Origin of the sequence: Bacillus sp. N13C7, assembly GCF_026790065.1 — a bacterium.
Taxonomy (GTDB): Bacteria; Bacillota; Bacilli; order Bacillales; family Bacillaceae; genus Bacillus.
The window spans coordinates 38,645-61,156 of record NZ_JALAMO010000012.1 but is presented as its reverse complement, the minus strand read 5'-3'; the positions used below and the strand labels follow the sequence as shown (position 1 = coordinate 61,156).

Genomic DNA, 22,512 nt, shown 5'->3' with positions numbered 1-22,512 from the left:
TCTAGTGTATCAAAAACCGAAAAAAACGCATAAAAAAAGAAGCCGGCGTTACGGCTTCTCGTTTTCTGATTTTCTAGGACAGCTGTCCAAGAATATAGGTCAGATCATCTTTTCTCGATGTCGTATACATTTTCAGCGAATTCGATATGTCTTCTACCGATTGGCCTTTTTTTAAATGGGAGCGGATATCGGGTACGTTGAGTCCATCTGTATGTATAATGAACTTTGACCCCTTTTCATAAGTGGCGGTGTGCGTTTTGTATTTTTGCGGCTTGCCTGATAAATAGCCTGAAATCGGCAGAGGATAAAAGCTTTCACCAGACGGGGAATGCAGAATAAACCGTACGTTTCCGACAGAGCAGTACGTAAACTGCCTTTGTTCAAAATTGATTTTCAGGATAGATGCTGTTGCACCCCTTTTGTTTTTCATCGCCTGATTACAGCGTTCGATAATGCTTTGTACGTCTTCATCCGCATAGTTTTCCACTAAGTCTTTGATGGCTGCAGAAGATTCGTTGGCAAGCGATCCGCTTCCAAGTCCGTCAGCTACTGCACAAATCAATTCCTTATCATCAGCTTTCATAAAAAAGCTGTCGCCGCAAATCGATTTTCCTTCTTTATTCAGTTGGTATACAAGAGTTTGAATATGCTCGTTTTCTTCAACCTGGATCATTACATTAACTCCATCGAGGGATCTTCAATCAAGGCCTCTCTGAGCTTCTTCACAGCTTTGCGCTGCAGACGCGAGACGTGCATTTGAGATATACCGAGAATGTCCCCAGTTTCTTTTTGGCTTTTGTTTTGAATATACGTAAGGTCGATGATTTGTTTTTCACGGTCAGAAAGGACGTGAAGCACGCTTTGCAGCATCATTTGCTGGTTAACCCGCTCATATCCGTCCTCCTGAGATCCGACAATGTCAAGAATCGTGACGGTGCTTCCATCCGCATCCGCTTCAATGCTGTGGTCAACGGATAGGGCTTGATAGCTTTTGCCCATTTCCATCGTTTCAAGAACCTCTTCCTCTGAAACATCAAGGAATTCAGCAATCTCTTCTACTTTTGGTGACCTTTGTGTTTCAGTCGTCAGCTGATCAACCGCCATTTTGATTCTTGGGCCCAGTTCTTTAATCCGTCTCGGCACGTGAACGCTCCATGTTTTATCTCTTAGGAAACGTTTAATCTCACCGATGATTGTCGGGATGGCAAAAGCTTCAAACGATTTGCCGACGACGGGATCGTATCGCTTAATCGCGCCGAGCAGCCCGATCATGCCGACTTGACGGAGATCCTCGTGAAAGCTTTTGCCTTTTGAATATTTTTTCGCAAGCATATCAACCAAATTTGTATACACCCGCACAAGCGTTTCTTGCGCCTGTTCGTCTTGATTTGTTTGGTAATCGCTTATGAGCCGATCGACTTCATCTTTAGTTAGTTTCGTAGTTTTTGATGGTTGTGTCATGATCAACTCGCTCCCCATTTAAATACTTTGTCATCGCTACGGTGACGCCGGAGTTGTTTTGCACTCTGACTTCATCCATGAGCGTTTCCATTAAATATAGACCGAGCCCTCCTTCTGATAATTGATCAACTGTGTGTGAAGGTGTGTACGGCCCAAGATCCTGCTGCTTTTGATCGAAATCAAAGCTGTCTCCTTCATCCGCCACAATGATTTCTAAACGGTCTTCGAACACACCGAATCGTATTGACACTTCCCCATTTTTATCTTCTTTATAAGCGTGCTGAACCGCATTTGTACACGCCTCACTGACTGCGATTTTCAGATCTTCAATTTCATCGTACGTATAGCCCATTCTGCTTGCGACGCCTGACAGCGTCAGCCTTATAATCCCTACATATTCAGGTTGGGCCGGCACTTTCATTTCGATGTAATCAGCGTTATTCTTCATTGCACTCCACCTTCTGACTTTGCAGAAATATCAATGATGTCCTTCAGGCCTGTAATGTCAAACAGACGGATCAGCCGATCAGATAGATTTTCGAGCTTCAGCGAACCGCCTTGCTTCTTCACTGTTTTAAAGATGCCTACAAAAACGCCCAATCCGGTACTGTCCATGTAGCTGACATCTTTCAGGCAAATCCTTAAGTCAGCGCCTTGTTCTGCCAGAGGAACGAGCTTCTCTCTGAGCACCGGAGCTGAGTATACATCTATTTCTCCTGCAATGTTTACTTGTATATCATTCTCGTTTTGCTTCACATCAACATTTATATTCATTCGTATCACCTCAAATTTTCCTTCAAATCACTAATTGTCTTATACCCCCGTCTGGCTGATGCTAAACCTTTCTTCGCAAAACAATTAACGTAAAATCATCATGAAGCTGAAAATCCTGCAATTTGAGGAGGCTGTCATAAATGTTTTTGACCATTTCCTGCGCGGAGGAACACATATGTTCCTCAATAAGCTTTTGCAGATCAGGGCGCTCCAAGAAACCGTTTTCCGTTCTGCATTCTGTGACGCCGTCAGAAAATAAAACAATCATATCGCCTTTTTCCAGATGCTGATCAAATTGTTTGTAGTCATAATCCTGCGAGATGCCGAGAACGAGCCCTTTGGCCTCTAAATCGTAAAATGTGTTGTCTTTTTGAGAATAATAGAATCCCGGTTCATGTCCCGCTGAAGCATATGTAAACTGATGCTTGTCCATATTGTAATTTGCATAAAACATCGTAATAAACATACTGGCGTCAACGTTTTGTTCAACAACCCGATTTAAATTTTTCAGCACCTGAGATGGATGTATGCCCGTTTCCGGCAAAGAGTCCATCGCGTATTTAATCATGGACATACAAAGAGCTGCCGGAATGCCTTTTCCGATCACATCCGCGATTGCGATATTAATGGATTCCTTGTCTTTGACAAAGTGGTAGTAGTCCCCGCTCATCTGTTTAGCGGGCACACTGATGGCGCCGATATCCAGCGCTTCCTCTTGCGGAATCTTTGTTCCGAGCAGCGTCTGCTGAACATTTGCTGCGATTTCAATTTCTGATTTGATTTCCTGCTGTATCCCCCTGAGGGTTTGATGCTCCTGATAAGCCATTCCATATCCAATCATGACTTCTATTAAAAAATCCAGCGAATGAAAAACATCTTCCGGGAGATTCGGATACAGCTCCTTCAGCACTTTTCGGTGTATGCTGATGATTTCTTCCGGAGGAATTTGGTGCTCGATTGTTTTTCGGCTGAATTTTTGGGCTTGATATAAAGATGTTTCTGTTAATTCGGCTATATATCGACTAAGCAGCTGATGATACCGCTGCTCAATAACCTCCCTAAAATCCACGTTCTTACCTCCTACCGAAGCCATTTAATGGCTTGTATCTCTGTTCCTTCCCCCGCTACAGAATTTAAGCTGAATTCATCCATCAGCCTTTTGACACCGGGAAGTCCCGCACCAAGTCCGCCAGACGTTGAAAATCCGTCTTCCATGACTTTTCGGATATCGGGAATTCCCGGCCCTTGGTCTTCCGCTATGATTTTCAGGCCCTTTTTTCCTCTGTCTGCGACCTGTTCAATTCCAATCTGCCCTTTGCCGGCATATAAATAAATGTTCCTGGCTAATTCTGAAATAGCCGTTGTAATTCTAGCCTGGTCTACAGTGCCGAATCCCAGTTCTTTTGCAACGTTTCGTCCCAGTTGTCTGGCGGCCACAATATCCCATTCTGTCATGATTTTTACACAGGATTGGTCGTTCATTCGCTATTCCCCCAATTCCCGCTTCAATGTCTCAAGCCCCTGCTCTAAGTCGAGTGCAGTCTCGATTTCCTCAAGAGCGATTCCGAGTTCAATCAGCGTCACTGCCACAGCGGGCTGAATGCCGGTCAAGACAACCTTTGCCCCCATTAACTTAGACATTGTAATGACGTCGCCCAGCACTTTCGCGATAAATGAATCTATCATATCCACAGATGTCAGGTCAATCACGACTCCGTTAGCACCTGTTTCGTATATTTTATTTAATAAGTCTTCTTGAAAGGTTAATGCAGTTTGGTCATCCAGTTCCCATTGAATGGATACTAATAAGCAATTATACAGTTTCAAGATCGGGATTTTCGGATGTCTCACAATGTTATTCCCCCAATGAAACGATTTTTCGATCCGTCATTTCCAATGCTGTTTGAATTCCTTTTTGCAGGGTATTCTTAGTAATAACTTGGGATAAATCAATGCCAAGGTTGACGATGGTTTGAGCAATTTCCGGACGGATTCCGGCGAGCAGGCATTTCGCTCCAACAAGCCTTACCGCTTCAGATGCCTGAATAATATGGTGGGCAACCATCGTATCAACGACAGGAACACCTGTGATATCAATTAACACGACTTGTGACCGATGTTTGACGACACCGTTTAGAAGGTTTTCCATAATTCGTTTAGCGCGTTCGGTATCAATTGTTCCGACCAGCGGCATCACGGTGATATTTTCAAATACCGGTATGAGCGGCGCAGATAGCTCCTGCAGGGCGATTTTTTGCAGAGAAACTGTTTTTTCCCACGAAATTGAGTATTGGTTAAAGATCTCAGTATTAATCGGGCTGAAAAAGCGGTCAATCTGCCAGATTAATTCCGTACTCTCTTGATCTGGCAATCTCTTATCATTCATTTTCGTGTAGAGACGCTTCCAGAATTCAGCAAGCGCAGTAGCCAAAAACTTCAAAGAAAGCCCGATTTGAACCGCTCGAAGCGCCAATTCGCTGATTTGGCTTTCAGCAGCGTTTTCGTCCTTAACAGACAGCAACAGAATGTCGATATATTCTTTAGATATATTTTCATACACTTGGTCAGTCAGCTGATAGGATTCTTGCTCGCTTAATTCTTTTAGTGTGTCAGTCCACAGTTGGAGCAGTTCATTTTGATTCTCGGCAATGAACTGGTATACAGTCTGATTCGACATCAAATTCGCTTACCTCCCGATAAAAAACAACATATTTTTTTCGTTATTTCACTATTATATCGTTTATGTTTTTTGAAAACAAAAAAAGTTGCTCTATTTGAGCAACCTATAAAATATGTCTAAAAATCAATGAGTGCCAAACTGATTTGTAAGGCTTCATCAACCTTATCCATCATTTCATCATCCAGATGAGTAATCTTATCCGTTAACCTTTGCTTGTCAATCGTCCGAATTTGCTCCAGCAAAATAACGGAATCTCTTTCAAAACCGTAGCGTTTTGCATCGATTTCGACGTGGGTTGGTAATTTCGCTTTCTGTATTTGTGCTGTTATGGCTGCAACAATAGCAGTTGGGCTGAAGCGATTTCCGATGTCATTTTGGATCACTAAAACCGGGCGCACCCCGCCTTGCTCTGAGCCAACAACAGGAGATAAATCAGCAAAATAAACATCGCCGCGTTTCACAATCAAATGATTATCCTCCGCTGACTAAGCGCTCAACTGTCGTTTCAGCCTCGCACTCCGCAAAGTGAGCCTCAGAAGAAATATTCAGGTTGATTTTCGCCATTTCCATATAGCCGCGTCTCATCAAATCACGGTTGTGACGAGTTGTTCGTTCGCTGACATACGCTCTCACTGCTTGTGATATCAGTTCGTTTCTGCTACGTTTCTCCCGCATCGCTACACCATCCAATTCAGCTACTAGGTTTTCGGGCAAGCTGATTTTCATTTCGGTTCTTGCGCTGGATTCAGACAAAAAACATACACCTCCACCAAACTTACGGATACGACTCTTTTATCCATCCAGTGATAATGATACCATTATTCACTCTTCAAGCAAAGCTGTTTTATGAATTCTCATAATGAGATGAGCTATTTGCTTGCATTTTCCTGCAATAAAGGATTTCTTACTTCCATTATACTCCCATTTTCCAAAAACATACGGGGAACGCGGGAACTTATTGTACAAGCCACTTCGTAGTTTATGGTTTCGAGCCTGCCTGCGACCTCATCCATGGAAATATGTTCATCTCCCTGGGAGCCGATTAATGTGACTTTTGTGCCCGGCGGATATTCCTGATCCAGCTCGACCATAAATTGGTCCATACAGATTCGGCCGGCAATTTTCAGCCGTTTTCCCTTCACAAGAATTTCGGTCCCTTTCAACTTTCGAAGCCAGCCGTCCGCGTAGCCGACAGGCACCGTTCCGATCCATGTGTCTTTTTCCGCTGTGTATTCCGCTCCGTAGCTGACGCTCTCGCCTTTTCTGACCAGTTTGACATGAGACAGCGTCGAATGCAGGGTGAATGCAGGGCACAGCTGAAACGGTATTTCGTCCGTAATGTCGGCTGACGGACGGAGCCCGTACATTCCGATGCCGAATCTGACCGCGTTGAAAAAGCCTTTTTTCAGACGGAGGCCGGCTGCGCTGTTGGCGCAGTGCACCATCAGATTCTTTAGCGGCAGCGGAGCAATCAGCTCTTTAAAGCGCTCAAACTGCATGAAAAAATAGCCTCTTTCTTTTTCATCCGCTGTCGCAAAATGGGTAAATACCCCTTTGCATTTTAAACGGGGGTTGCGGTCAAGAATCGCCATCACGTTCAGAACTTCTTCCTCTGTTTTTACACCCAGCCTGTTCATCCCCGTATCGACCTTCAGATGAAAATGAAGAGAACCTTTTTTCATGTGGCGGGCTGCCTCCTGAAGCCATTCAACAGAATAACCTGTCAATGTCACGTCATACTCAGCAGCGATTGCCACATACTCTGGGGGAACTGCGCCGAGCACCAATATAGGCGCCTTTAAGCCCTTTTTGCGCAGTGAAATCGCTTCATCCAGAATGGCTACCGCTAAGCATGAAGCGCCTGCATCAAGCGCCGCCTTTGCTACTTCTGCATCACCATGCCCGTAAGCATTCGCTTTCACAACCGCCATCAGGTGGACATGCTCGCCAATGTGTTTTTTCATATTGCTGACATTTTCCTTTATCGCGGACAAGTCGATTTCCGCCCACGTATCTCTGTAAAAAGGTTTTGTGCTCATTCATGACACTTCCTAGCTTTTATTCAATATCATTTACATATCATACTAAAATTATAGGCCAAAGGGAAACGATGCCTGACGAAAAAAAGGCCAAACCATGTTTGGCCTTTGGCGGTTATTTAGATGATTGTCCCTGCATGCTTTTTGCGACTGTCACCATTTCTTCCTTAGATAGATCTTTAGATGAGAGAAGGTAATCTACCCCGTCATATGTCCATGATAATGACGCATCTGACAAGGCGCCGATCGTGTAGCCAAGATTTACCGGTTCGCCGTTCAGCGTAACGGAGGAGGATGCCTTGGCGATCTGGGCTTTTTCCTGAATTAAGGTAAATGATTTTTCTCCTCCGTAGGTCATGATGATCCGCTTCCCGTCTTCGGTAGAAATATCTTTCTCTTCAAGCAGTTTTACGCCAAGCGGCAGTTCAAGCGGCGTTTTAACCGCGAATGTATCGGATGGCTTCGCGCTTGTGGCAACATCCATTTGAGAAAGGGTCATATTTTTCTTTTCGTCAAATGATTCTTTGTCGAATTGTTTATTAAATTCGAAGCTGCTGAATTCTACTTTCACCATGACTTTTCTGTCAGTATCCATGACTTTGACAGATGACGGGCTCATATCTTTTTTGTTAAACGTGATTTCTTGCGTTGGCAGCATTTTGTTGTGCTGATAGTTTGTTTTTGTTTCAAATACATATTTCTTCTCTTTCGCAGTGAAGACCGCATCTGAATCGTTTTGAACATCTTTTACGAGCGATTCAAACAGATACACCTGGCTGCTGTTGTTCGGCCAGTCGCTTTGGAACCTGAAACTCTTATTTAAAGACGGCGTGAGAACAAATACTCCGTTTTCATTTCGTAAAATGACTTGGTTTTGGTCCTTTTTTGGATTTTCCAGATAAACCCTGTACAGAGACGGTTTTTTGTGCCAGATTTCCACATTGTATACTTGAGGCTCACTCCCTGTCTCGATGGTCATTTTCGCTTTTGCTTTGTACGAGGTGTATTCTTTCGCCTTTTCATCTAATCCGGTCACAATATCTTGCTGCGTTTTTTCCCCGCAGGCAGAAAGAATAAGGACAGCAAGCAGTCCCGTTAAAAGCAAAACAAAGCTTTTTCTCACCTTTTTCAACCCCTTTTTCTCAATTGATGTAAAAGGAAGAAATCGCTTGTTTGACTTTAACGGTACGCTCGGTACAGGCAGGCAGAACGGATGCGTACCATAAAAGCCTCAAACAACTTGTCTCCCTTAATGCATTATCAAATATATGAGTGGGGTTTCCCTAATATGCAGACTAGCTTGACAACCTTTCAATCACAACCTGCGCGGCTGCGTATTCCTTTGTATGGGTGATTGATACGTGAACGGCGGCTTGGCTCAGCTTCGCGCAAATGATATAAGGCTTGCCATTTTGATTTTTTTTGATTTCAATGTCCTGAAAACTGAGCTGTTTCCCAATACCGGTGCCAAATGCTTTGGAGAAAGCTTCTTTTGCCGCAAATCGGCCCGCGAGAAATTCAATTTTTCTTTTCTCAGAAAGCTCATGATATTGGTCAAGCTCGCCTGGCGTCAAAATCCGCTCAGCAAACCTTTTCTGGCGGGCGGCCATGGCAGCAATCCGTTTAAGTTCGGTGATGTCTAAACCAATGCCATAAATCATGTGATAACCTTCTTTCGTACGTACTATTTGAATGGTTTGTCTCATAAACGTGTTACTATAGAAATACCAAAATGATGAAAAGGGGCTCGGAATGTTTATACGGACTGAAAATTTTCAAACGTTTATCAGACTTTACCCCGTTGTCACCTTTATATTGGCGTTGCAAGCTGCCCTCTGGCTGTTTTTTTCACTTCCTGTCCATTCGGTGGTGTTATGGAGAGATGCCGTCACAGGCTATAATTTAGGCGTTGCAAACGGTGAATGGTGGCGGTTGATCACTCCTGTTTTGCTGCACGCCGGTTTTACCCATCTGCTGTTTAATTCCATGTCGATCTTTTTATTTGCCCCGGCTTTAGAACGCATGCTGGGAAAAGCGCGTTTCCTGCTTGTGTACGCCGGCTCCGGCATCATCGGCAATATCGGCACATATATTACAGAGCCGCTTGATTACGTGCATGTCGGGGCTTCCGGCGCGATTTTCGGGCTATTCGGCGTGTATCTGTTTATGGTTCTTTTTCGCAAAGAACTGATCGGTCACGAGCATTCCAAAATGATTCTCACCCTGCTCGCATTTGCCGTTCTCATGTCATTTATCAACTCCAATATTAACATGATGGCCCATCTGTTTGGACTTTGCGGCGGGTTTATTCTTTCATTTTTATGTGTGCAAAAAAAAGAGCGGCGGTATTAACCGTCCGCTTTTTCATATGAGTACCAGTTTAAAATGAAGGCTGCATCCTCTTCACCTACATCCCTCACCGTTAATTCTTCCATATGGCTCGATGATTTCACCGAAGTAGAAATGGTATACAGGCTGCCTTTCTTTTGGAAATAGGATTGGCTGAACTTGCAAACCTGCATTCGTTTTTTCAACACAATCGCGGTTGTTCTGCCGATAAATCTTGACGTCAATTGAAGACGGTCCCCGCTGATCGTCCACGCTGCATCCCTATATGCGAGGTAGCCAAAGACCAATTCAATCGGCAGCAGGATGATTGACAGATAGCCCCATGGCTGAAAGAAGATACATAACGGGATGATCAAAAAGATTGAAAAAATGACGGAACGGAACAAATATCGTTTTAACGCGCGCCGCGGCAGGCGGCGGCAGTTTTCTTCCAGCGTGTATTCCGGCGTAAAGGTCCGGAGCATGTGCGGAAGCTTTTTTTTATGAATCATCGGAAAAAGAATGGTCAAAGCGCCTTCTTCTTTTTCCCGGTCGCCTCCGCCCGCGCTGACGATGGACACCGTCACAAAGCCGAAAAGCTGGCGGATGATGTTTTCTTTTATTTTAATGGCCTGTATTTTTCGGAGCGGAATCGTAACTTGATGTTTTTCAATAATCCCTCTTGAAATTATCAGTTCCTGTTCTTTTTTCATGATTTGAAAGTTCGCGTATTTAAACATCATACCGGCGATGCTGAAAATCCAGGCGATAAATAAACCGAAAAAAATGAGTACTGCGTAAATGCCGATGCTGGCGTGCTGAAGGAAGGAAAATTTATCGAAAACCCAATCCATCGGCAGCACTTCGTCAAGTTGGGAAATAAGCGCAAATACAGCAGAGATAATCACTCCGATTCCTCCGGAGGTAGAAGCGGCCATCAGTAATTCTTTCGAGGTCATGCGATAGTGCTCTTTGTGCTCAACAGCCGGGATCAGCTCCCGCTCCGCTTCAATCAATTCTTCATCGTGTTTGTTTTCGTGCCTTTGTGCTTTTTTCTTAAAGACAGCTTCTTTGATGCGTTCAGCTTCTTCAAGAGAAATAGCAGAAAGAACAGCTTCTGCCTCCTTGCCTCCGCCTGCCGTTTCAATTTGCAGCTTCACAAGCTTAAAAATTTGCTGGACCACGCCCGCGCTCGTATTCATCGTTTGAATCCGGTCAATCGATATGTATTTCTTTTTCGTGACAAACAAGCCCTCTTCGATTCTAAATTCATCATCTTCAATCCGATAAGTAAACCTTCTCCATTCGATGATGCTTGCGGCTACAAGCCAGATGAACAGTACACCGAGCGCAATGGCTCCGTAAAAACGGACAGTATGATTCGAATTCACAATATAAACAAAAAAGAATGGCAGAATGATATTTTTTATCGTTTGAATAATGGTATGGCTTAAATTCAAAATGACTGCCGCCGGGTGCAGGCGTTTCGGTTCAGACATCATCGTCAGTCACCCTTGCCAGACGGGAAATGGAGTCTCTCAGCCGATCCGCTTCCTCCATTGCTAAAGCGGGAATCGAATGAACGGTTGCGGCCGTGGAAATTTTGACGGTTGCCAGATTGTACTTTTTCAATAACGGTCCTTGTGACGTATCTACGTGCTGAACCCTGACCATTGGAACAATTACACGCGTTACCACAAAAATACCTGATTGAATATCTATTTCATGTTCATGAACCTCATAGCGCCACACTTTATGACGGATCTTTGGAATGAGAAAGATCGTCACAACAGACCCCAGAAACCAAACCGCGCCGAGCACGCCGCTGATCCAGTACGGCCAATGAAAATAATAGCTTAACACTGCAACTGCTATGACAATAAGCAAGCAGACAGCGGATGTGATGATCTCTTGAAGTCGCCAAACCTTTAATCCGTCCGGACTGATTTGGTTTTTTGGCTGCTCTCTCAAAATACCTACCTCCCGTTTTTTCGTCGTTACTTATACGTCTCTTTCACAGAAAGGTTTCATTCTTTAGCATACATAGAAAAACGGCTACCGTCAGCTGAAAGTTTGCTGAATCACAAATCGCGAACATAAAAAAGCCCAAAACGTTATGTTTTGAGCTTTTCATTGATAGTATTAGTAAGATTTTTTCTGGCGTCTGTCACCTGAAGAACGGCGATCGTTTGAACGCTTTTTGTCGTAGGAAGAACGGTTGTTGCTTTTCCCTTTTCCGCCGCGATAGCCGCCGCCTTGTCCGTCTCTGCGTTTAGAAGAGCGCTGGTTTTTGTAGCGTTTGCTGATCATCGGCGCTTCGTCTGTTAAGCGAACCGGTGTGTTGTCCGGCTCTTTTGTAGACATTTTGATAGCAGCTGCAACTACTGTTACTGCATCATGATCTTCAAGCAGCTCAGCAGCCGCTGTCATGTAGAAATTCAGGTTGTTTTCACTGATTGCCGTACGAAGACGTTCAACCGTAACCTGCTGCTGGCCTTCTAACGCTTCATCAAGTGTAGGCTCCTTCATGCGGTCCATTTTGCGTTTTGTGGTTTGTTCAATTGCGCGAAGCATGCTTTTCTCACGCGGTGTAATGAACGTCATCGCCATACCTGTTTTTCCTGCACGGCCTGTTCTTCCGATACGGTGAACGTAGCTTTCAGGATCTTGAGGCACGTCGAAGTTGTACACATGAGTAACACCTGAGATATCAAGTCCGCGAGCGGCAACATCAGTTGCGACAAGAACTTCGATTGCACCTTCTTTAAATTTGCGAAGCGCAACCATACGTTTCGCCTGCGTTAAGTCACCGTGAATTCCTTCAGCCGCATATCCGCGAAGGTTCAGGGCTTCAGTCAGCTCATCGACACGGCGTTTTGTACGTCCGAATACGATCGCAAGCTCAGGAGACTGAATGTCAAGAAGACGAGTGAGTGTATCAAATTTTTTGCGCTCTTGCACTTCTAAATAGAACTGCTGAATGTTGGAAACCGTCATTTCTTTTGCTTTTACTTTTACGTGTTCCGGCTCAGTCATAAAGCGCTCTGCAATGCGTTTGATCGGCGCAGGCATTGTAGCAGAGAACAGAAGTGTCTGGTGCTCGCTCGGCACGTTTGAAAGGATAGATTCAATGTCGTCAATGAATCCCATGTTCAGCATTTCATCCGCTTCATCCATTACAACAGTATTTACGTTGTTTAAACGAATTGTGCGGCGGTTGATGTGGTCAAGAAGACGTCCAGGCGTTCCGACAATGATATTCGGATTCTTCTTTAACGCCCGGATTTGCCGTCCAATATCCTGTCCGCCGTAAATAGGAAGAACTTTCGCACGCTTATCTTGTCCAATTTTATATAATTCTTCAGATACTTGAATGGCTAATTCACGGGTTGGCGCGATTACGATTGCTTGAATATTAGGAGACTCGGGGTTAATTTTTTCAACAAGGGGTATACCAAACGCAGCTGTTTTACCTGTACCTGTTTGCGCTTGTCCAATGACGTCTTTATTTGAAAGTCCGAGCGGTATCGTTTGTGCCTGAATCGGTGTTGCTTCTTCAAATCCCATACGATTAATTGCTTTCATGAGATCAGAACTTAAATTAAAATCTTGAAACGTTATAGTCAAATTATTCAAACTCCTTCTAATTGCTGTTTCAGTAATGTCGTGATTTACCACTTATAAAACTGCCCTTTTAACAAAAAGGACAGGATCCATCCGTATACAAAGCCCGAATTACTTTAAGTTTTATCTTACCATTACACTATTCGTTTTTCAATAAGATGAGAAGCAGAACGGCATCTCGAATATGCTGGCTGCTTCTCCATCTGCTCCCATGTATCAGGTAGAGAACTTCGGGTCAGCGGATAAGAGTCCGGACGAATATGTTCGTATCGCGAAATAACCTGTATTTATTGTATCATAGCCGCAGCCGGCCAGACATACATTATTTCCGGCCGGCATACATTATTGTTTGCACATCATGTTATTTTATGATGCAATATGCATTTTTTCCGCAAGATTTTTTTCTTAAGAGAGCGGGCTCTCTATTAAATCTTTAACGATTTCCTCAAGCTTCATACCTCTGGACGCTTTGAATAAAATCAAATCTCCTTTTGATGCGTGTTCCTTCACAGCTTGGAGGAGATCTTTTTTCTCTGTGAAGTGGCTGACGCGTTCTTTCTCAAAGTGTTTCCGTGCGCCTTCCGCAATAAAAGCGCCCAGTTTTCCGTACGTAAAGACGCGGTCGATTTTCTCAGGGCTGATCACAGCGCCGCACTCTTTATGGAACGTTTCTTCAAGATCGCCAAGTTCAAGCATGTCGCCGAGTACGAGCATTTTTTTTCCGTAGCCTTCAAGGCTTTCTGTCAATTGTATCGCAGCCTTCATGGAAGTCGGACTCGCATTATAAGCGTCATTGATAATTGAAATGCCGCTGTCTGTTTTGATGAGTTCAAGTCTCATCCCGGTTACCTTAAGCCCGCTCAGTCCTTTAGCGACATCGTCTGGAGTGATGCCGAAATAAACCCCCGCGGCAACCGCAGCCATGGCGTTCATGACATTGTGCTTGCCGAGTATCGGAATAAAAAACGTTTTTTCCATCCCTTTGATTGTAAAATGGGTTCCTGCTTCACTCTGGCTGACATCCTGAAGCTGATAATCATTTTGTGATCCCGTTCCGTATGTTTTTGTTTGGCAGCTGTATTCATTTTGAAGAAGCGGTTCGTCCCCGATATAAATCAGCACTCCGTCTTCTTTAAGGCCGTTAATGATTTCGAGCTTGGCTTCCGCGATGCCCTCTCTTGAGCCAAGTTCTTGCATATGGGATTCGCCGATATTCGTAATCACAGCCACTTCCGGGTTTGCCAAGCGGCTCAGGAGGTCAATTTCTCCTTTGGCGCTCATGCCCATTTCTAATACAGCGATCTCCGTGTCTTCAGGCATGGCTAAAACCGTCAGCGGCAGGCCGATGTGATTATTGAAGTTTCCTCCTGTTTTGTGGACACGGTATCGCGTGCCCAGGACGGCGTGAATCATATCTTTCGTTGTCGTTTTGCCATTGCTTCCGGTTACCCCGATAACTCGCGTGCCAAGCTCCCGCAAATAGGCTTTTGCAAGCTTCTGAAGTGCGGAAAGGGTGTCGTCCACTAAGATGACGGCTTGATTCTCGGGCGGATTTGGTTCTGACCGATCCCACAAAACGGCCGCTACACCGGCTTCAAATGCCTGCGGCACAAAAGTGTGGCCGTTAAAATGTTCCCCTTTCAGCGGAATAAAAAGCTGATCTTGTTCCAGTTTTCTTGTATCTGTTGACACTCCATGAATCACGGTTTGTTCATGTTGCGGATTTGTCAGTGTGCCTTTGACCATCTCGGCAATGTTCTTTACTGTTCGCTTAATCAAGTGAGGTCCCTCTCTTTCTTTTGTATATACGGGAAAAGACACTGCCCTCTAACCGGCAGTGTCCATCTTCATTAGAATGTATGCTTAATTAATTGTTTCTCAGCATGGCGTTCTTTTGCAAGCTCCACAAGCTGTTCAATCAGGTCAGCGTATTCCACACCGGCCTCTTTCCAGAGCAGCGGGAACATGCTGAAAGGTGTGAAGCCAGGCATTGTGTTGACTTCATTGATTAGAACTTCGCCGTCAGCTGTCAGGAAAAAGTCTGCTCTGACGAGTCCTGAACCATCGATCGCTTTAAATGCCTTAATCGCCATATCACTGATTGTTGCATATTCCTCATCGGACACAATCGCCGGGATCATCAGATCAGTGTCTCCGTCCTCATATTTCGCTTTGTAATCGTAGAAATCAGTCTTCGGTGCGATCTCTCCCACAACAGAGCATTTAGGATCGTCATTTCCGAGAACGCCGATTTCGATTTCGCGGCCGTTAATTCCTTCTTCAACGACGACTTTACGGTCATATTGGAATGCAAGCTCAAACGCTTTTTGCAATTCTTCACGGTTACGGCATTTGCTGATTCCGACACTAGATCCAAGATTTGCCGGTTTCACGAAGCAAGGATAGCCTAATTCCTGTTCGACCTGCTGACAGCTTTCTTCCGGAGAACGAGTCCAATCTTTCTTAAGGAAAGCCGCGTATTTAGCCTGAGCAAGTCCGGCTTGCGCGAATAAATGTTTCATGATGACTTTATCCATGCCTGCTGAGGAAGCAAGCACACCGTTGCCGACATAAGGAATATTCAAAAGTTCGAGCATTCCTTGGATCGTACCGTCTTCTCCGTTCGGTCCGTGGAGGAGCGGGAATACGACGTCGATGGCTTCATTTTGCTGTGAAACTTCCTGCGGAAACATCTCCTGATTCAAGGCAGCTGGAGAAAAAGCAGTGCCTCCCTGTTCAAATTGAAGCATTTTTACGTTGGACACAGGCTCAGTTAAACGGGCGCCTCTTACCCATTCGCCTTTTTCAGTTATATAAATCGGATGTATATCAAACTTCTCAGTGTTTAGCGCTTTGATTACAGCCAGAGCGGTCTGCAGTGAAACATTATGTTCTGCCGACTTTCCTCCGTACACTAATCCTAGACTTGTTTTCAATGGATACTCCCCCCACTACAATTCATCTTTACTATCTTATCACTTTCACAAGAAAATGATCTAATTATTTTTGGGCATGCTGATGTGGAATGCATTTGTATGTAATTCCTTTTTATTTTATATTAAAATGGCATTGAAAAGGAGATGTGACATATGAAAAAAATCACAACAAACGAACAATTTAACGAACTGATTCAATCAGATAAAGAAATTATTGTAAAGTTTTATGCTGATTGGTGCCCAGACTGCACACGCATGAATATGTTCATTGGCGATATTCTGGAAGAGTACAATCAAAATGACTGGTATGAGCTGAATAAGGACGAGCTTCCTGAACTCGCTGAAAAATACCAAGTAATGGGTATTCCTAGCTTGCTTATCTTCAAAAACGGTGAAAAAACAGCTCACCTTCATAGCGCCAATGCCAAAACGCCTGAAGAAGTGACTGAATTTTTGTCTGAACATATAAGCTAATTCGTTAGACAGCCTTATTTTTTGTCGTCGGGCTCTACATGAACATGAACATGAGTGACATCGTGTTCATGTTTTATTTTGTCTTCGACTTCATCCGCCACTCCATGGCCTTCTTCTACTGTAAGCTTTGGGTCAACCGTAATGACCATCTCGATATGAACTGTGCTGCCTAAATACCTCGCTTTTACATCCTTTAGACGATGTACACTTTCGATCCTGCCGACGGTCTGTTTGTAAGGATCAAGATCTTTTAAGTGAAAGCCGTCTGTTAACGAATGTGAAGCATCTTTAAAGATATCCCAAGCCGTCTTGCAAATGATGATGCCGATGATAAAAGCCGTTACCGGATCGATCCACGGCAGCTGCAGCTGGGATGACATTACACCGATAAATGCCCCGGCACTTACAAAAGCGTCTGATCTGCTGTCCTTTGCCGCTGCCATCAGGGCAGAGCTTTTAATGGATGCCGCCAGCCTTTTGTTATATAAATAGATGCCATACATAAACACAGCACTGCCTAACGCCGTCCATGCGGCGATAAGACTTGGCGTTTCCGTTGTTCCGCCCGCAATCGCTTCTCCTCCGCCGATTAACACTTCAATGCCAACAACCATCATAATAAAAGACGCAACAAGAGACGAAATTGTTTCAGCCCGATAATGGCCATATGGATGATCGCTGTCTGCCGGCCTTTGCGAGATGCGCAATCCAATCAGCACTGCTACTGACGCAACAATATCTGTTCCATTATTTAACCCGTCTGCCCTCAGCGCTTCGGAATGATAGAGAATCCCAATGGCAAGCTTTACAACAGCAAGGATGACATATGCCAGAATATTAAGGAGCGCCCCTTTTTCTCCCTTTTTCAGATTTTCTGTCCGCTCCATCGAATACCAGCCTCCATTCTATTACATAGTATGGTTCAAAACATGAAAAATAGCAGCGGCAGCTTTCAAGGAAAGGGACATTTCGACAGCAAATTATTGCCCGGGAAACTTTTTGTCGATCTGTTGAATATTTGCATTTTTATGAAAGAATAGGACTGTTTTCACCTTTACAGGCTTTTGCGGACATTGTATACTGAGCTTAATTGATAATGATTATCAATATCGTTTGATTGGAGGTTGGTGACACAATGACACCTCAGTCTGCAGAAATCAGGAAAAAACAGCTCATTCATCTGTTAATACAGAATGGTATATACAAAAAGTCAAAGCGTCATTTGTATGAATTGTCGCTGACAGAGTTAGAAAGTGAATACAAACATGTCAGGAGGGCGCCGGAGCATGCCGAAGCGTAAAGTGAAAACCTACCAGCAGCTAATCCAGGAAAACAAAGAGGCGATTATGGGCAATCCAAAGCTGATGAACGTCATTTATGACAGGATCGACCGCAAGCATCAAAAAAATCTTCAAGAGCAAAACAATACATAAAAAGAGCCGAAAAGGCTCTTTTTTTCATGACTCAAACGCTTCTGCGGCCAGCTTGTGTATCACGGCGTCATCCATCGGCGGGTTGTGGAGACCGGCACGCACATCACGATAATAGCGCTGAAGCGGGTTGGTTCGTTCAAGGCTTTTAGCCCCGACAACTCTCATCGCTTTATCCACAACAGACAGCGCAGCATTTGTGACGATATGTTTCGCCGCACCAAGCTCGCTTCTCAAGTAAGGACGGCGCTCCGGATCGTCGTACAATTGAGCGATATGGAAAAGAAAATGTCTGGCGTTGAGCAGTTCGAGCTCCATTTCGCCTGTTCGTTGCTGTACGGCTGGGACATCCTTAATCGGTCCCTTCAAGCTGTTTGGAGAATACTCAAACGCAAATTGCACCGCATAATCCCGTGCAGCTTGAGCAATGCCAAGATAAATCGCCGGAATGTGAAGCAGCCAGCCATTCGGCTTAGCTCCCCGAGGCCCTTGAAGCAATTCCACCAGTTTATCCTTCTCAAGCATTACCTCATTCAGTACAAGGTCATGGCTTCCAGTCGCCCGCATCGCCATCATATTCCACGTTTCTTCAATCGACAAACCGGGATCATCTTTATGAATGAGAAACACACCTGTTGTTTGTTTGTCTTCAATCCACGCTGTCACTAAAAAATAATCCAGTGCCTGCGACATTGTCGTAAAGGTTTTTCTTCCGTTCACTGCCCATTTGCCATCTTTTTTGACGGCGTTTGTACCGGGACGCCCTCCTCTTGTCGGGCTTCCGGTTTGCGCTTCTGTCGCAGCCCTGTTGATGACGGCTCCGTTTTGGACTTCCTTTGCAATAAAGGCAAACACGTCTTTATCCCAGCTGTTGCCTTCTCCGAGCTCTCCGATTACGCTCAAATGCCAGCCGATGCTCAGTGCTGTAGGAGCATCTCCCCGCGCCAGCCGCTCTTGAAACAAGAGCATATCGTAAACAGAAATGCCTTCTCCCCCAAAAGATGCCGGCAATGTTAATGCTGTATACCCGGCATCACGCAGTTTTTGTATTTTTTCGGCAGGAAAACGTCCCTGCTCGTCATCTTCAGCGGCTGTTTGCTGAAATTCATCTGCAATCCGTCCGATTTTCTCCATCCATTGCCGCTGTTGATCGTTTTGTATAAATAATGACATCCGGCAGCCCCCCAAGGTTTTAATTCCGATAAATTTAATATGTATTATAGATTTCCTGCCATCATTCCGCAACTGTTAACCTTTTGTCCGGTATAGAAAAACACGCCGTTCCCCAAGGAACAGCGTGTTTACACAGGATTAGCATCCCGGTCTTGTTTCATGCCGAGATAAATCAGCATATATGTCAGGTAACCCATTGTCATCACCAGGCCGCCAAAGAAAAAGCTTGAGAAAATCGGCTCTTCAAAAGCGGTCACTGCTGCCAGCACAATCCAGCTGGCATACAGATAGATGATAAAATAACGGATGCCCGTCTTTATTTTATATATCATGTACAGCCCCACGAGAGAGAACAACCCAAGCGCGAGCCTGAAATACACAAGATGTTCAAACTGAAACATGAATGACACAAATGAGAATCCAAGCAGCAATACGATCGGTAAAGCGGTAATAAAGTTCCTCAATCGAGACACCTCCGTCAGTACCTTTAGTATAAACCAAAATATCAAAAGATATTGATTCACGTGAGCTTTTTCACAAAAATGTCATTCCTTGCCTTTATACCCGTACATCCCGTTTACAGAAGCACCACCAGCCGACGGCGATGAAGAAAATGGCATGTATGAGGATAATCCCAATTGAAAACAATGGCGTCATGCCTGAAAACAGCGCTGTCTCTCCGCTTCTGTATTGGGTAAAGTCGGTGTTCGCAAAAAGCAAAAAGCTGCCCCATTTGTTTTCAAATAGCTTCATAAGCTGGACAAGTGTACTCGCTCCATATAACACAACAAACGAAACGACGACCGCTACCGCACTATTGCGGAACAGCGAAGAACAAAGCAGCCCGAATAATCCCATCATGACGGCTTCAAGCCAGTTTGACCCGATCAGCGCCAAGGTGTTGATCAGCAATGTCTTTGATTCCGCGGTCACCGATGTGCCAAAAAAGACGAGACCGAATAACAATGCCAAAATGTAATATGCCAGATACAGATAAAAGCTGACCATCACGACTGTGATTAATTTTGACCAAAAGACCTTTTGGCGTTTAACTGGGCGAATGAGCAGAAATTTGATCGTCTTTTTATCAAATTCCATCGAAACAATTGTCGCTGCAATCACGATCGTTAAAGCCTGCAGCAGAATATTCAGGCTCGGTGTATACGATAAATAGCCGATGAAGTTTTCATCCGTTCCTGCACTGATGACAATCCGTTTAATAATCAAAGCCATGAAAAATTGAAAGACCGCCATCAGGATAAGAGAAACCAATGTGACCTTCCGATTAAAAAGTTTCATATGTTCATTCCAAATTAATTTAGACAAGCTCTTCTCCCTCCTCTTGATGTGCAGTTGTCGCTTTGATGAATTCGTCCTCCAGTGATTGCGTGTAAGGCGTAATGGAAAAGACATTCAGGTCTTGTCCGACAAGTGAGCGGTTCAGCTCCGGAATGTTTTCTTTTGCCACTTCAACAACTATCGCTCCGCCCTGCCGCTCAGCTTGATAATGATTGCCTTTCAGCCAATTGAGCGCTTTTTCTTCCGGCTGCGCTTCAATGATGGCTTTTTCAGTTTTTTGGCCTGTGCCATGTAAGCTGACTTCCGCTTTGATTTCACCTTTTTGAATGATGATGACGCGGCTGCACAAATCTTCAACCTCGCGCAACAAATGAGTCGCGAACAGGACTGCTGTTCCTTCTATTTCCGCGAGCTCCTTGATATGGTCGCGAAAATCCTTCATGCCCGCAGGATCGAGACCGTTTGTCGGTTCATCTAGAATAAGAAGCTTCGGCCGGTGAAGAATTGCCTGTGCAATGCCAAGCCGCTGGCGCATACCGAGGGAATAGGTTTTTACTTTATCATGAATCGCTGACGTCAGCCCGACACGTTCCACCACTTCATCAAGCCGTTCATCTGTTATTTTTTTGTGCATATTCGCAAAGTGCTTGAGGTTTTCCCAGCCTGTCAGGTACGGATAGAACTCGGGATTTTCGACGATCGCTCCAACAGCTTCCATTGCTTTTTCAAACTCTGTATCATGCTGGAACCCGCTGATTGTCACGCTTCCGCTGTTTTGTTTTAACAGCCCGACGATGATGCGGATGAGTGTTGTTTTTCCGGAGCCATTCGGACCGAGCAGGCCGATGATTTCCCCCTCCATGACCTCCATGCTGATCTGTTTTAGTATCTGTTTCGACCCAATCTTTTTATCGAGGCCTTCAATATGTAAAATCGGCTCAGCCATAAAGCCTTCCTCCTTTTTCGACAAAAAATAAACAGTGCCCCAAAGCAGGCACTGTTTGTATTATAGCATTTGTTGCTTCCAAATGTTTGGTTAAACCGATAGAGCCGCGCTTACTCAGGCTGTTTGTTCTTTTCGGTTAATGATGACAGCGCAGGCCGCGTCCCCTGTTGTGTTGACCACTGTACGGAGCATATCAAGCAGGCGGTCAATGCCGAGTATTCATCCGATTCCCTCGACAGGAAGGCCGCCAGATAGAAGCACACTCCTTATCGATTTTGCAAACTACTTGTTATCACTTTTCTCTCGAGGTTCTTTAGACCTATCTTCCTTGTTGGTGACATCAAGAATATCAAGGAGAAACACAAAGATCGGAATCCCGATAATTAGACCCCAAATGCCGAAAAAGTGTTCAGAGAAAATGAGTACTGTGAAGGTGAAAAAGATTGGCAGCTCTGTTTTTGCAGACATTAGCTTCGGATTTAAGAAATAGGTTTCGATCGCATGAATGGCGAATATGACAAGCACAATGTAGAGGACATACATTCCGCCGCCAGTGCTGTAAGCGATAATACTGAGCGGGATCAGAGAAATGACGACACCAGCTACAGGAATTAATCCGAGGAAGAACACCATAATCGAAAGCCCAAACAGCTGCGGGAAATGCATAATCCAAAGCGCGATAAATGTCAGAATACAGTTGACGAGCGCAATGATAAATTGAGCCTCAAGCACCTTGCCGAACGTTCTTGCAAATTTGCTTCCGAAAAAAGCAATTTCCTCGTAAAAGACTCTCAGCTTGCTCGTTTTAAATTTCGCCATGAATTCAGACAGCCGTTTTTTCTCAAATAAGAAAAACATGCTGAGAATGAGCGCCATCACGACCTGCAAGCCGAATGTGCTAATATCGGCCAAATACGTATACACGACATTGAAGCCTTCTTTGACATATGAGCTGATGTTAATATCTCCGAAAACACTTGTGATTTCATCAAAGAAAGGGATACTGTCCGGGTGATACGCAATATGTTTAATCTGCTTAACCAGCTGCTGAATCTGTGCCGCGACGACCGGATAAAATACAAATCCCCCGACTGTAAGCAGCACAGCCAGCAACATGTACAGAAACGTAATGACAACCCGCTGGCTCACGCGGAAGAACCGGCTTACAAACTGCCGTACGACAAGCTCCAAACGATCCATTAGAAACGTGAAAATGAAGGTAAGCAATATTAAATTGATCATGCTCTTAAATAGATATAACACACCAGTTAACACGACAAAGACGGAGAAACGCCTTACTCCCGGGTGCTGAAAAAATTTAACTAAAGCGGCCATTTATACACTCCTG

The 22,512-nt window shown here is 44.5% G+C and carries 28 protein-coding genes and 1 pseudogene; 4 read left to right on the top strand and 25 right to left on the bottom strand.

The window, feature by feature from the left end; all coding sequences use genetic code 11:
* Nucleotides 1–73: 73 nt before the first annotated feature.
* From rsbX to acpS, 13 genes are all read right to left on the bottom strand, one after another.
* Nucleotides 74–673, bottom strand: a complete 600-nt coding sequence (gene rsbX, locus MOB98_RS13900) for a phosphoserine phosphatase RsbX (protein WP_268359129.1) — start codon at nucleotides 671–673, stop codon at nucleotides 74–76.
* Complete coding sequence (sigB, locus tag MOB98_RS13895; RefSeq protein ID WP_003225200.1) at nucleotides 673–1,461, bottom strand: RNA polymerase sigma factor SigB; 789 nt, start codon at nucleotides 1,459–1,461, stop codon at nucleotides 673–675. The genes rsbX and sigB overlap by 1 nt, the downstream gene beginning before the upstream one ends.
* Nucleotides 1,427–1,909, bottom strand: coding sequence for an anti-sigma B factor RsbW (gene rsbW, locus MOB98_RS13890; protein WP_268359132.1), 483 nt, complete (start codon nucleotides 1,907–1,909; stop codon nucleotides 1,427–1,429). Before rsbW ends, sigB begins: the two co-directional genes overlap by 35 nt.
* Complete coding sequence (gene rsbV, locus MOB98_RS13885) at nucleotides 1,906–2,235, bottom strand: anti-sigma factor antagonist RsbV (protein ID WP_014662855.1); 330 nt, start codon at nucleotides 2,233–2,235, stop codon at nucleotides 1,906–1,908. The genes rsbW and rsbV overlap by 4 nt, the downstream gene beginning before the upstream one ends.
* Before the next feature lie 61 nt (nucleotides 2,236–2,296).
* Entirely contained in the window at nucleotides 2,297–3,304 is a 1,008-nt protein-coding gene (gene rsbU / locus MOB98_RS13880) for a phosphoserine phosphatase RsbU (RefSeq protein WP_268359135.1), read from the bottom strand.
* Nucleotides 3,305–3,315: 11 nt separating this feature from the next.
* On the bottom strand, nucleotides 3,316–3,717 hold the full coding sequence (rsbT, locus tag MOB98_RS13875) for a serine/threonine-protein kinase RsbT (protein WP_003225192.1): 402 nt from the start codon (nucleotides 3,715–3,717) through the stop codon (nucleotides 3,316–3,318).
* A gap of 3 nt (nucleotides 3,718–3,720) precedes the next feature.
* Nucleotides 3,721–4,086 carry an RsbT antagonist protein RsbS gene (rsbS, locus tag MOB98_RS13870; protein WP_003225190.1) on the bottom strand — a complete coding sequence of 122 codons (366 nt, stop codon included), beginning with the start codon at nucleotides 4,084–4,086 and terminating at the stop codon, nucleotides 3,721–3,723.
* Nucleotides 4,087–4,090: 4 nt separating this feature from the next.
* Entirely contained in the window at nucleotides 4,091–4,915 is an 825-nt protein-coding gene (gene rsbRA, locus MOB98_RS13865; protein WP_080314625.1) for an RsbT co-antagonist protein RsbRA, read from the bottom strand.
* 116 nt (nucleotides 4,916–5,031) lie between these two features.
* A complete protein-coding gene (gene ndoA, locus MOB98_RS13860; RefSeq protein ID WP_003156187.1) occupies nucleotides 5,032–5,382 on the bottom strand; it encodes a type II toxin-antitoxin system endoribonuclease NdoA in 351 nt (116 codons plus the stop codon).
* Between the two features lie 4 nt (nucleotides 5,383–5,386).
* On the bottom strand, nucleotides 5,387–5,668 hold the full coding sequence (endB, locus tag MOB98_RS13855) for a type II toxin-antitoxin system antitoxin EndoAI (RefSeq protein ID WP_003225183.1): 282 nt from the start codon (nucleotides 5,666–5,668) through the stop codon (nucleotides 5,387–5,389).
* A 116-nt stretch (nucleotides 5,669–5,784) separates the two neighbouring features.
* Nucleotides 5,785–6,954, bottom strand: a complete 1,170-nt coding sequence (gene alr, locus MOB98_RS13850; RefSeq protein ID WP_268359137.1) for an alanine racemase — start codon at nucleotides 6,952–6,954, stop codon at nucleotides 5,785–5,787.
* Nucleotides 6,955–7,069: 115 nt separating this feature from the next.
* Nucleotides 7,070–8,086, bottom strand: a complete 1,017-nt coding sequence (locus MOB98_RS13845) for a LolA family protein (protein WP_080010740.1) — start codon at nucleotides 8,084–8,086, stop codon at nucleotides 7,070–7,072.
* 163 nt (nucleotides 8,087–8,249) lie between these two features.
* Nucleotides 8,250–8,615 carry a holo-ACP synthase gene (gene acpS, locus MOB98_RS13840; protein ID WP_268359140.1) on the bottom strand — a complete coding sequence of 122 codons (366 nt, stop codon included), beginning with the start codon at nucleotides 8,613–8,615 and terminating at the stop codon, nucleotides 8,250–8,252.
* A 91-nt stretch (nucleotides 8,616–8,706) separates the two neighbouring features.
* On the opposite strand from acpS, the gene MOB98_RS13835 reads away from it, so the two are divergent.
* Nucleotides 8,707–9,306, top strand: a complete 600-nt coding sequence (locus MOB98_RS13835; protein WP_268359142.1) for a rhomboid family intramembrane serine protease — start codon at nucleotides 8,707–8,709, stop codon at nucleotides 9,304–9,306.
* Here MOB98_RS13835 and MOB98_RS13830 read toward each other — a convergent pair.
* The 5 genes from MOB98_RS13830 to MOB98_RS13810 form a co-directional block, all read right to left on the bottom strand.
* Entirely contained in the window at nucleotides 9,303–10,784 is a 1,482-nt protein-coding gene (locus MOB98_RS13830) for a PH domain-containing protein (protein ID WP_268359144.1), read from the bottom strand. The two genes, MOB98_RS13835 and MOB98_RS13830, sit on opposite strands and share 4 nt — an antisense overlap.
* Entirely contained in the window at nucleotides 10,774–11,253 is a 480-nt protein-coding gene (locus tag MOB98_RS13825; RefSeq protein WP_268359146.1) for a PH domain-containing protein, read from the bottom strand. The genes MOB98_RS13830 and MOB98_RS13825 overlap by 11 nt, the downstream gene beginning before the upstream one ends.
* Before the next feature lie 171 nt (nucleotides 11,254–11,424).
* On the bottom strand, nucleotides 11,425–12,909 hold the full coding sequence (cshA, locus tag MOB98_RS13820) for a degradosome RNA helicase CshA (RefSeq protein ID WP_268359150.1): 1,485 nt from the start codon (nucleotides 12,907–12,909) through the stop codon (nucleotides 11,425–11,427).
* A 402-nt stretch (nucleotides 12,910–13,311) separates the two neighbouring features.
* Nucleotides 13,312–14,685, bottom strand: coding sequence for a UDP-N-acetylmuramoyl-tripeptide--D-alanyl-D-alanine ligase (locus tag MOB98_RS13815; protein WP_268359152.1), 1,374 nt, complete (start codon nucleotides 14,683–14,685; stop codon nucleotides 13,312–13,314).
* Between the two features lie 71 nt (nucleotides 14,686–14,756).
* Nucleotides 14,757–15,842 carry a D-alanine--D-alanine ligase gene (locus MOB98_RS13810; RefSeq protein WP_268359155.1) on the bottom strand — a complete coding sequence of 362 codons (1,086 nt, stop codon included), beginning with the start codon at nucleotides 15,840–15,842 and terminating at the stop codon, nucleotides 14,757–14,759.
* A gap of 153 nt (nucleotides 15,843–15,995) precedes the next feature.
* Here MOB98_RS13810 and MOB98_RS13805 point away from each other — a divergent pair, with 153 nt between their 5' ends.
* A complete protein-coding gene (locus tag MOB98_RS13805) occupies nucleotides 15,996–16,316 on the top strand; it encodes a thioredoxin family protein (RefSeq protein WP_003225161.1) in 321 nt (106 codons plus the stop codon).
* Nucleotides 16,317–16,330: 14 nt separating this feature from the next.
* On the opposite strand, the gene MOB98_RS13800 is transcribed toward MOB98_RS13805, so the two are convergent.
* Nucleotides 16,331–17,203, bottom strand: coding sequence for a cation diffusion facilitator family transporter (locus MOB98_RS13800; RefSeq protein WP_268359157.1), 873 nt, complete (start codon nucleotides 17,201–17,203; stop codon nucleotides 16,331–16,333).
* A gap of 248 nt (nucleotides 17,204–17,451) precedes the next feature.
* On the opposite strand from MOB98_RS13800, the gene MOB98_RS13795 reads away from it, so the two are divergent.
* Together MOB98_RS13795 and fbpB are read left to right on the top strand one after the other, a co-directional pair.
* Nucleotides 17,452–17,616, top strand: coding sequence for a Fur-regulated basic protein FbpA (locus MOB98_RS13795; protein WP_003225157.1), 165 nt, complete (start codon nucleotides 17,452–17,454; stop codon nucleotides 17,614–17,616).
* On the top strand, nucleotides 17,570–17,749 hold the full coding sequence (fbpB, locus tag MOB98_RS13790) for a Fur-regulated basic protein FbpB (RefSeq protein WP_010886410.1): 180 nt from the start codon (nucleotides 17,570–17,572) through the stop codon (nucleotides 17,747–17,749). The genes MOB98_RS13795 and fbpB overlap by 47 nt, the downstream gene beginning before the upstream one ends.
* 24 nt (nucleotides 17,750–17,773) lie before the next feature.
* Here fbpB and MOB98_RS13785 read toward each other — a convergent pair whose 3' ends face one another.
* The 6 genes and pseudogenes from MOB98_RS13785 to MOB98_RS13760 form a co-directional block, all read right to left on the bottom strand.
* The gene (locus tag MOB98_RS13785) at nucleotides 17,774–18,919 is read right to left on the bottom strand and encodes an acyl-CoA dehydrogenase family protein (RefSeq protein WP_268359158.1); all 1,146 of its coding nucleotides are present in this window, start codon (nucleotides 18,917–18,919) and stop codon (nucleotides 17,774–17,776) included.
* Between the two features lie 128 nt (nucleotides 18,920–19,047).
* The gene (locus MOB98_RS13780; protein ID WP_268359159.1) at nucleotides 19,048–19,383 is read right to left on the bottom strand and encodes a hypothetical protein; all 336 of its coding nucleotides are present in this window, start codon (nucleotides 19,381–19,383) and stop codon (nucleotides 19,048–19,050) included.
* 94 nt (nucleotides 19,384–19,477) lie between these two features.
* Nucleotides 19,478–20,245, bottom strand: coding sequence for an ABC transporter permease (locus MOB98_RS13775; protein WP_268359160.1), 768 nt, complete (start codon nucleotides 20,243–20,245; stop codon nucleotides 19,478–19,480).
* Nucleotides 20,238–21,164 (bottom strand): ABC transporter ATP-binding protein, encoded by a 927-nt coding sequence (locus tag MOB98_RS13770; protein WP_268359161.1) that lies wholly within the window; start codon nucleotides 21,162–21,164, stop codon nucleotides 20,238–20,240. The genes MOB98_RS13775 and MOB98_RS13770 overlap by 8 nt, the downstream gene beginning before the upstream one ends.
* Before the next feature lie 114 nt (nucleotides 21,165–21,278).
* Nucleotides 21,279–21,425, bottom strand: a pseudogene (locus MOB98_RS13765) (cation:dicarboxylate symporter family transporter); the annotation flags it as partial.
* A 21-nt stretch (nucleotides 21,426–21,446) separates the two neighbouring features.
* Nucleotides 21,447–22,499: an AI-2E family transporter gene (locus tag MOB98_RS13760; protein WP_268359163.1), complete on the bottom strand. Its 1,053-nt coding sequence runs from the start codon at nucleotides 22,497–22,499 to the stop codon at nucleotides 21,447–21,449.
* Between the last annotated feature and the right edge of the window lie 13 nt (nucleotides 22,500–22,512).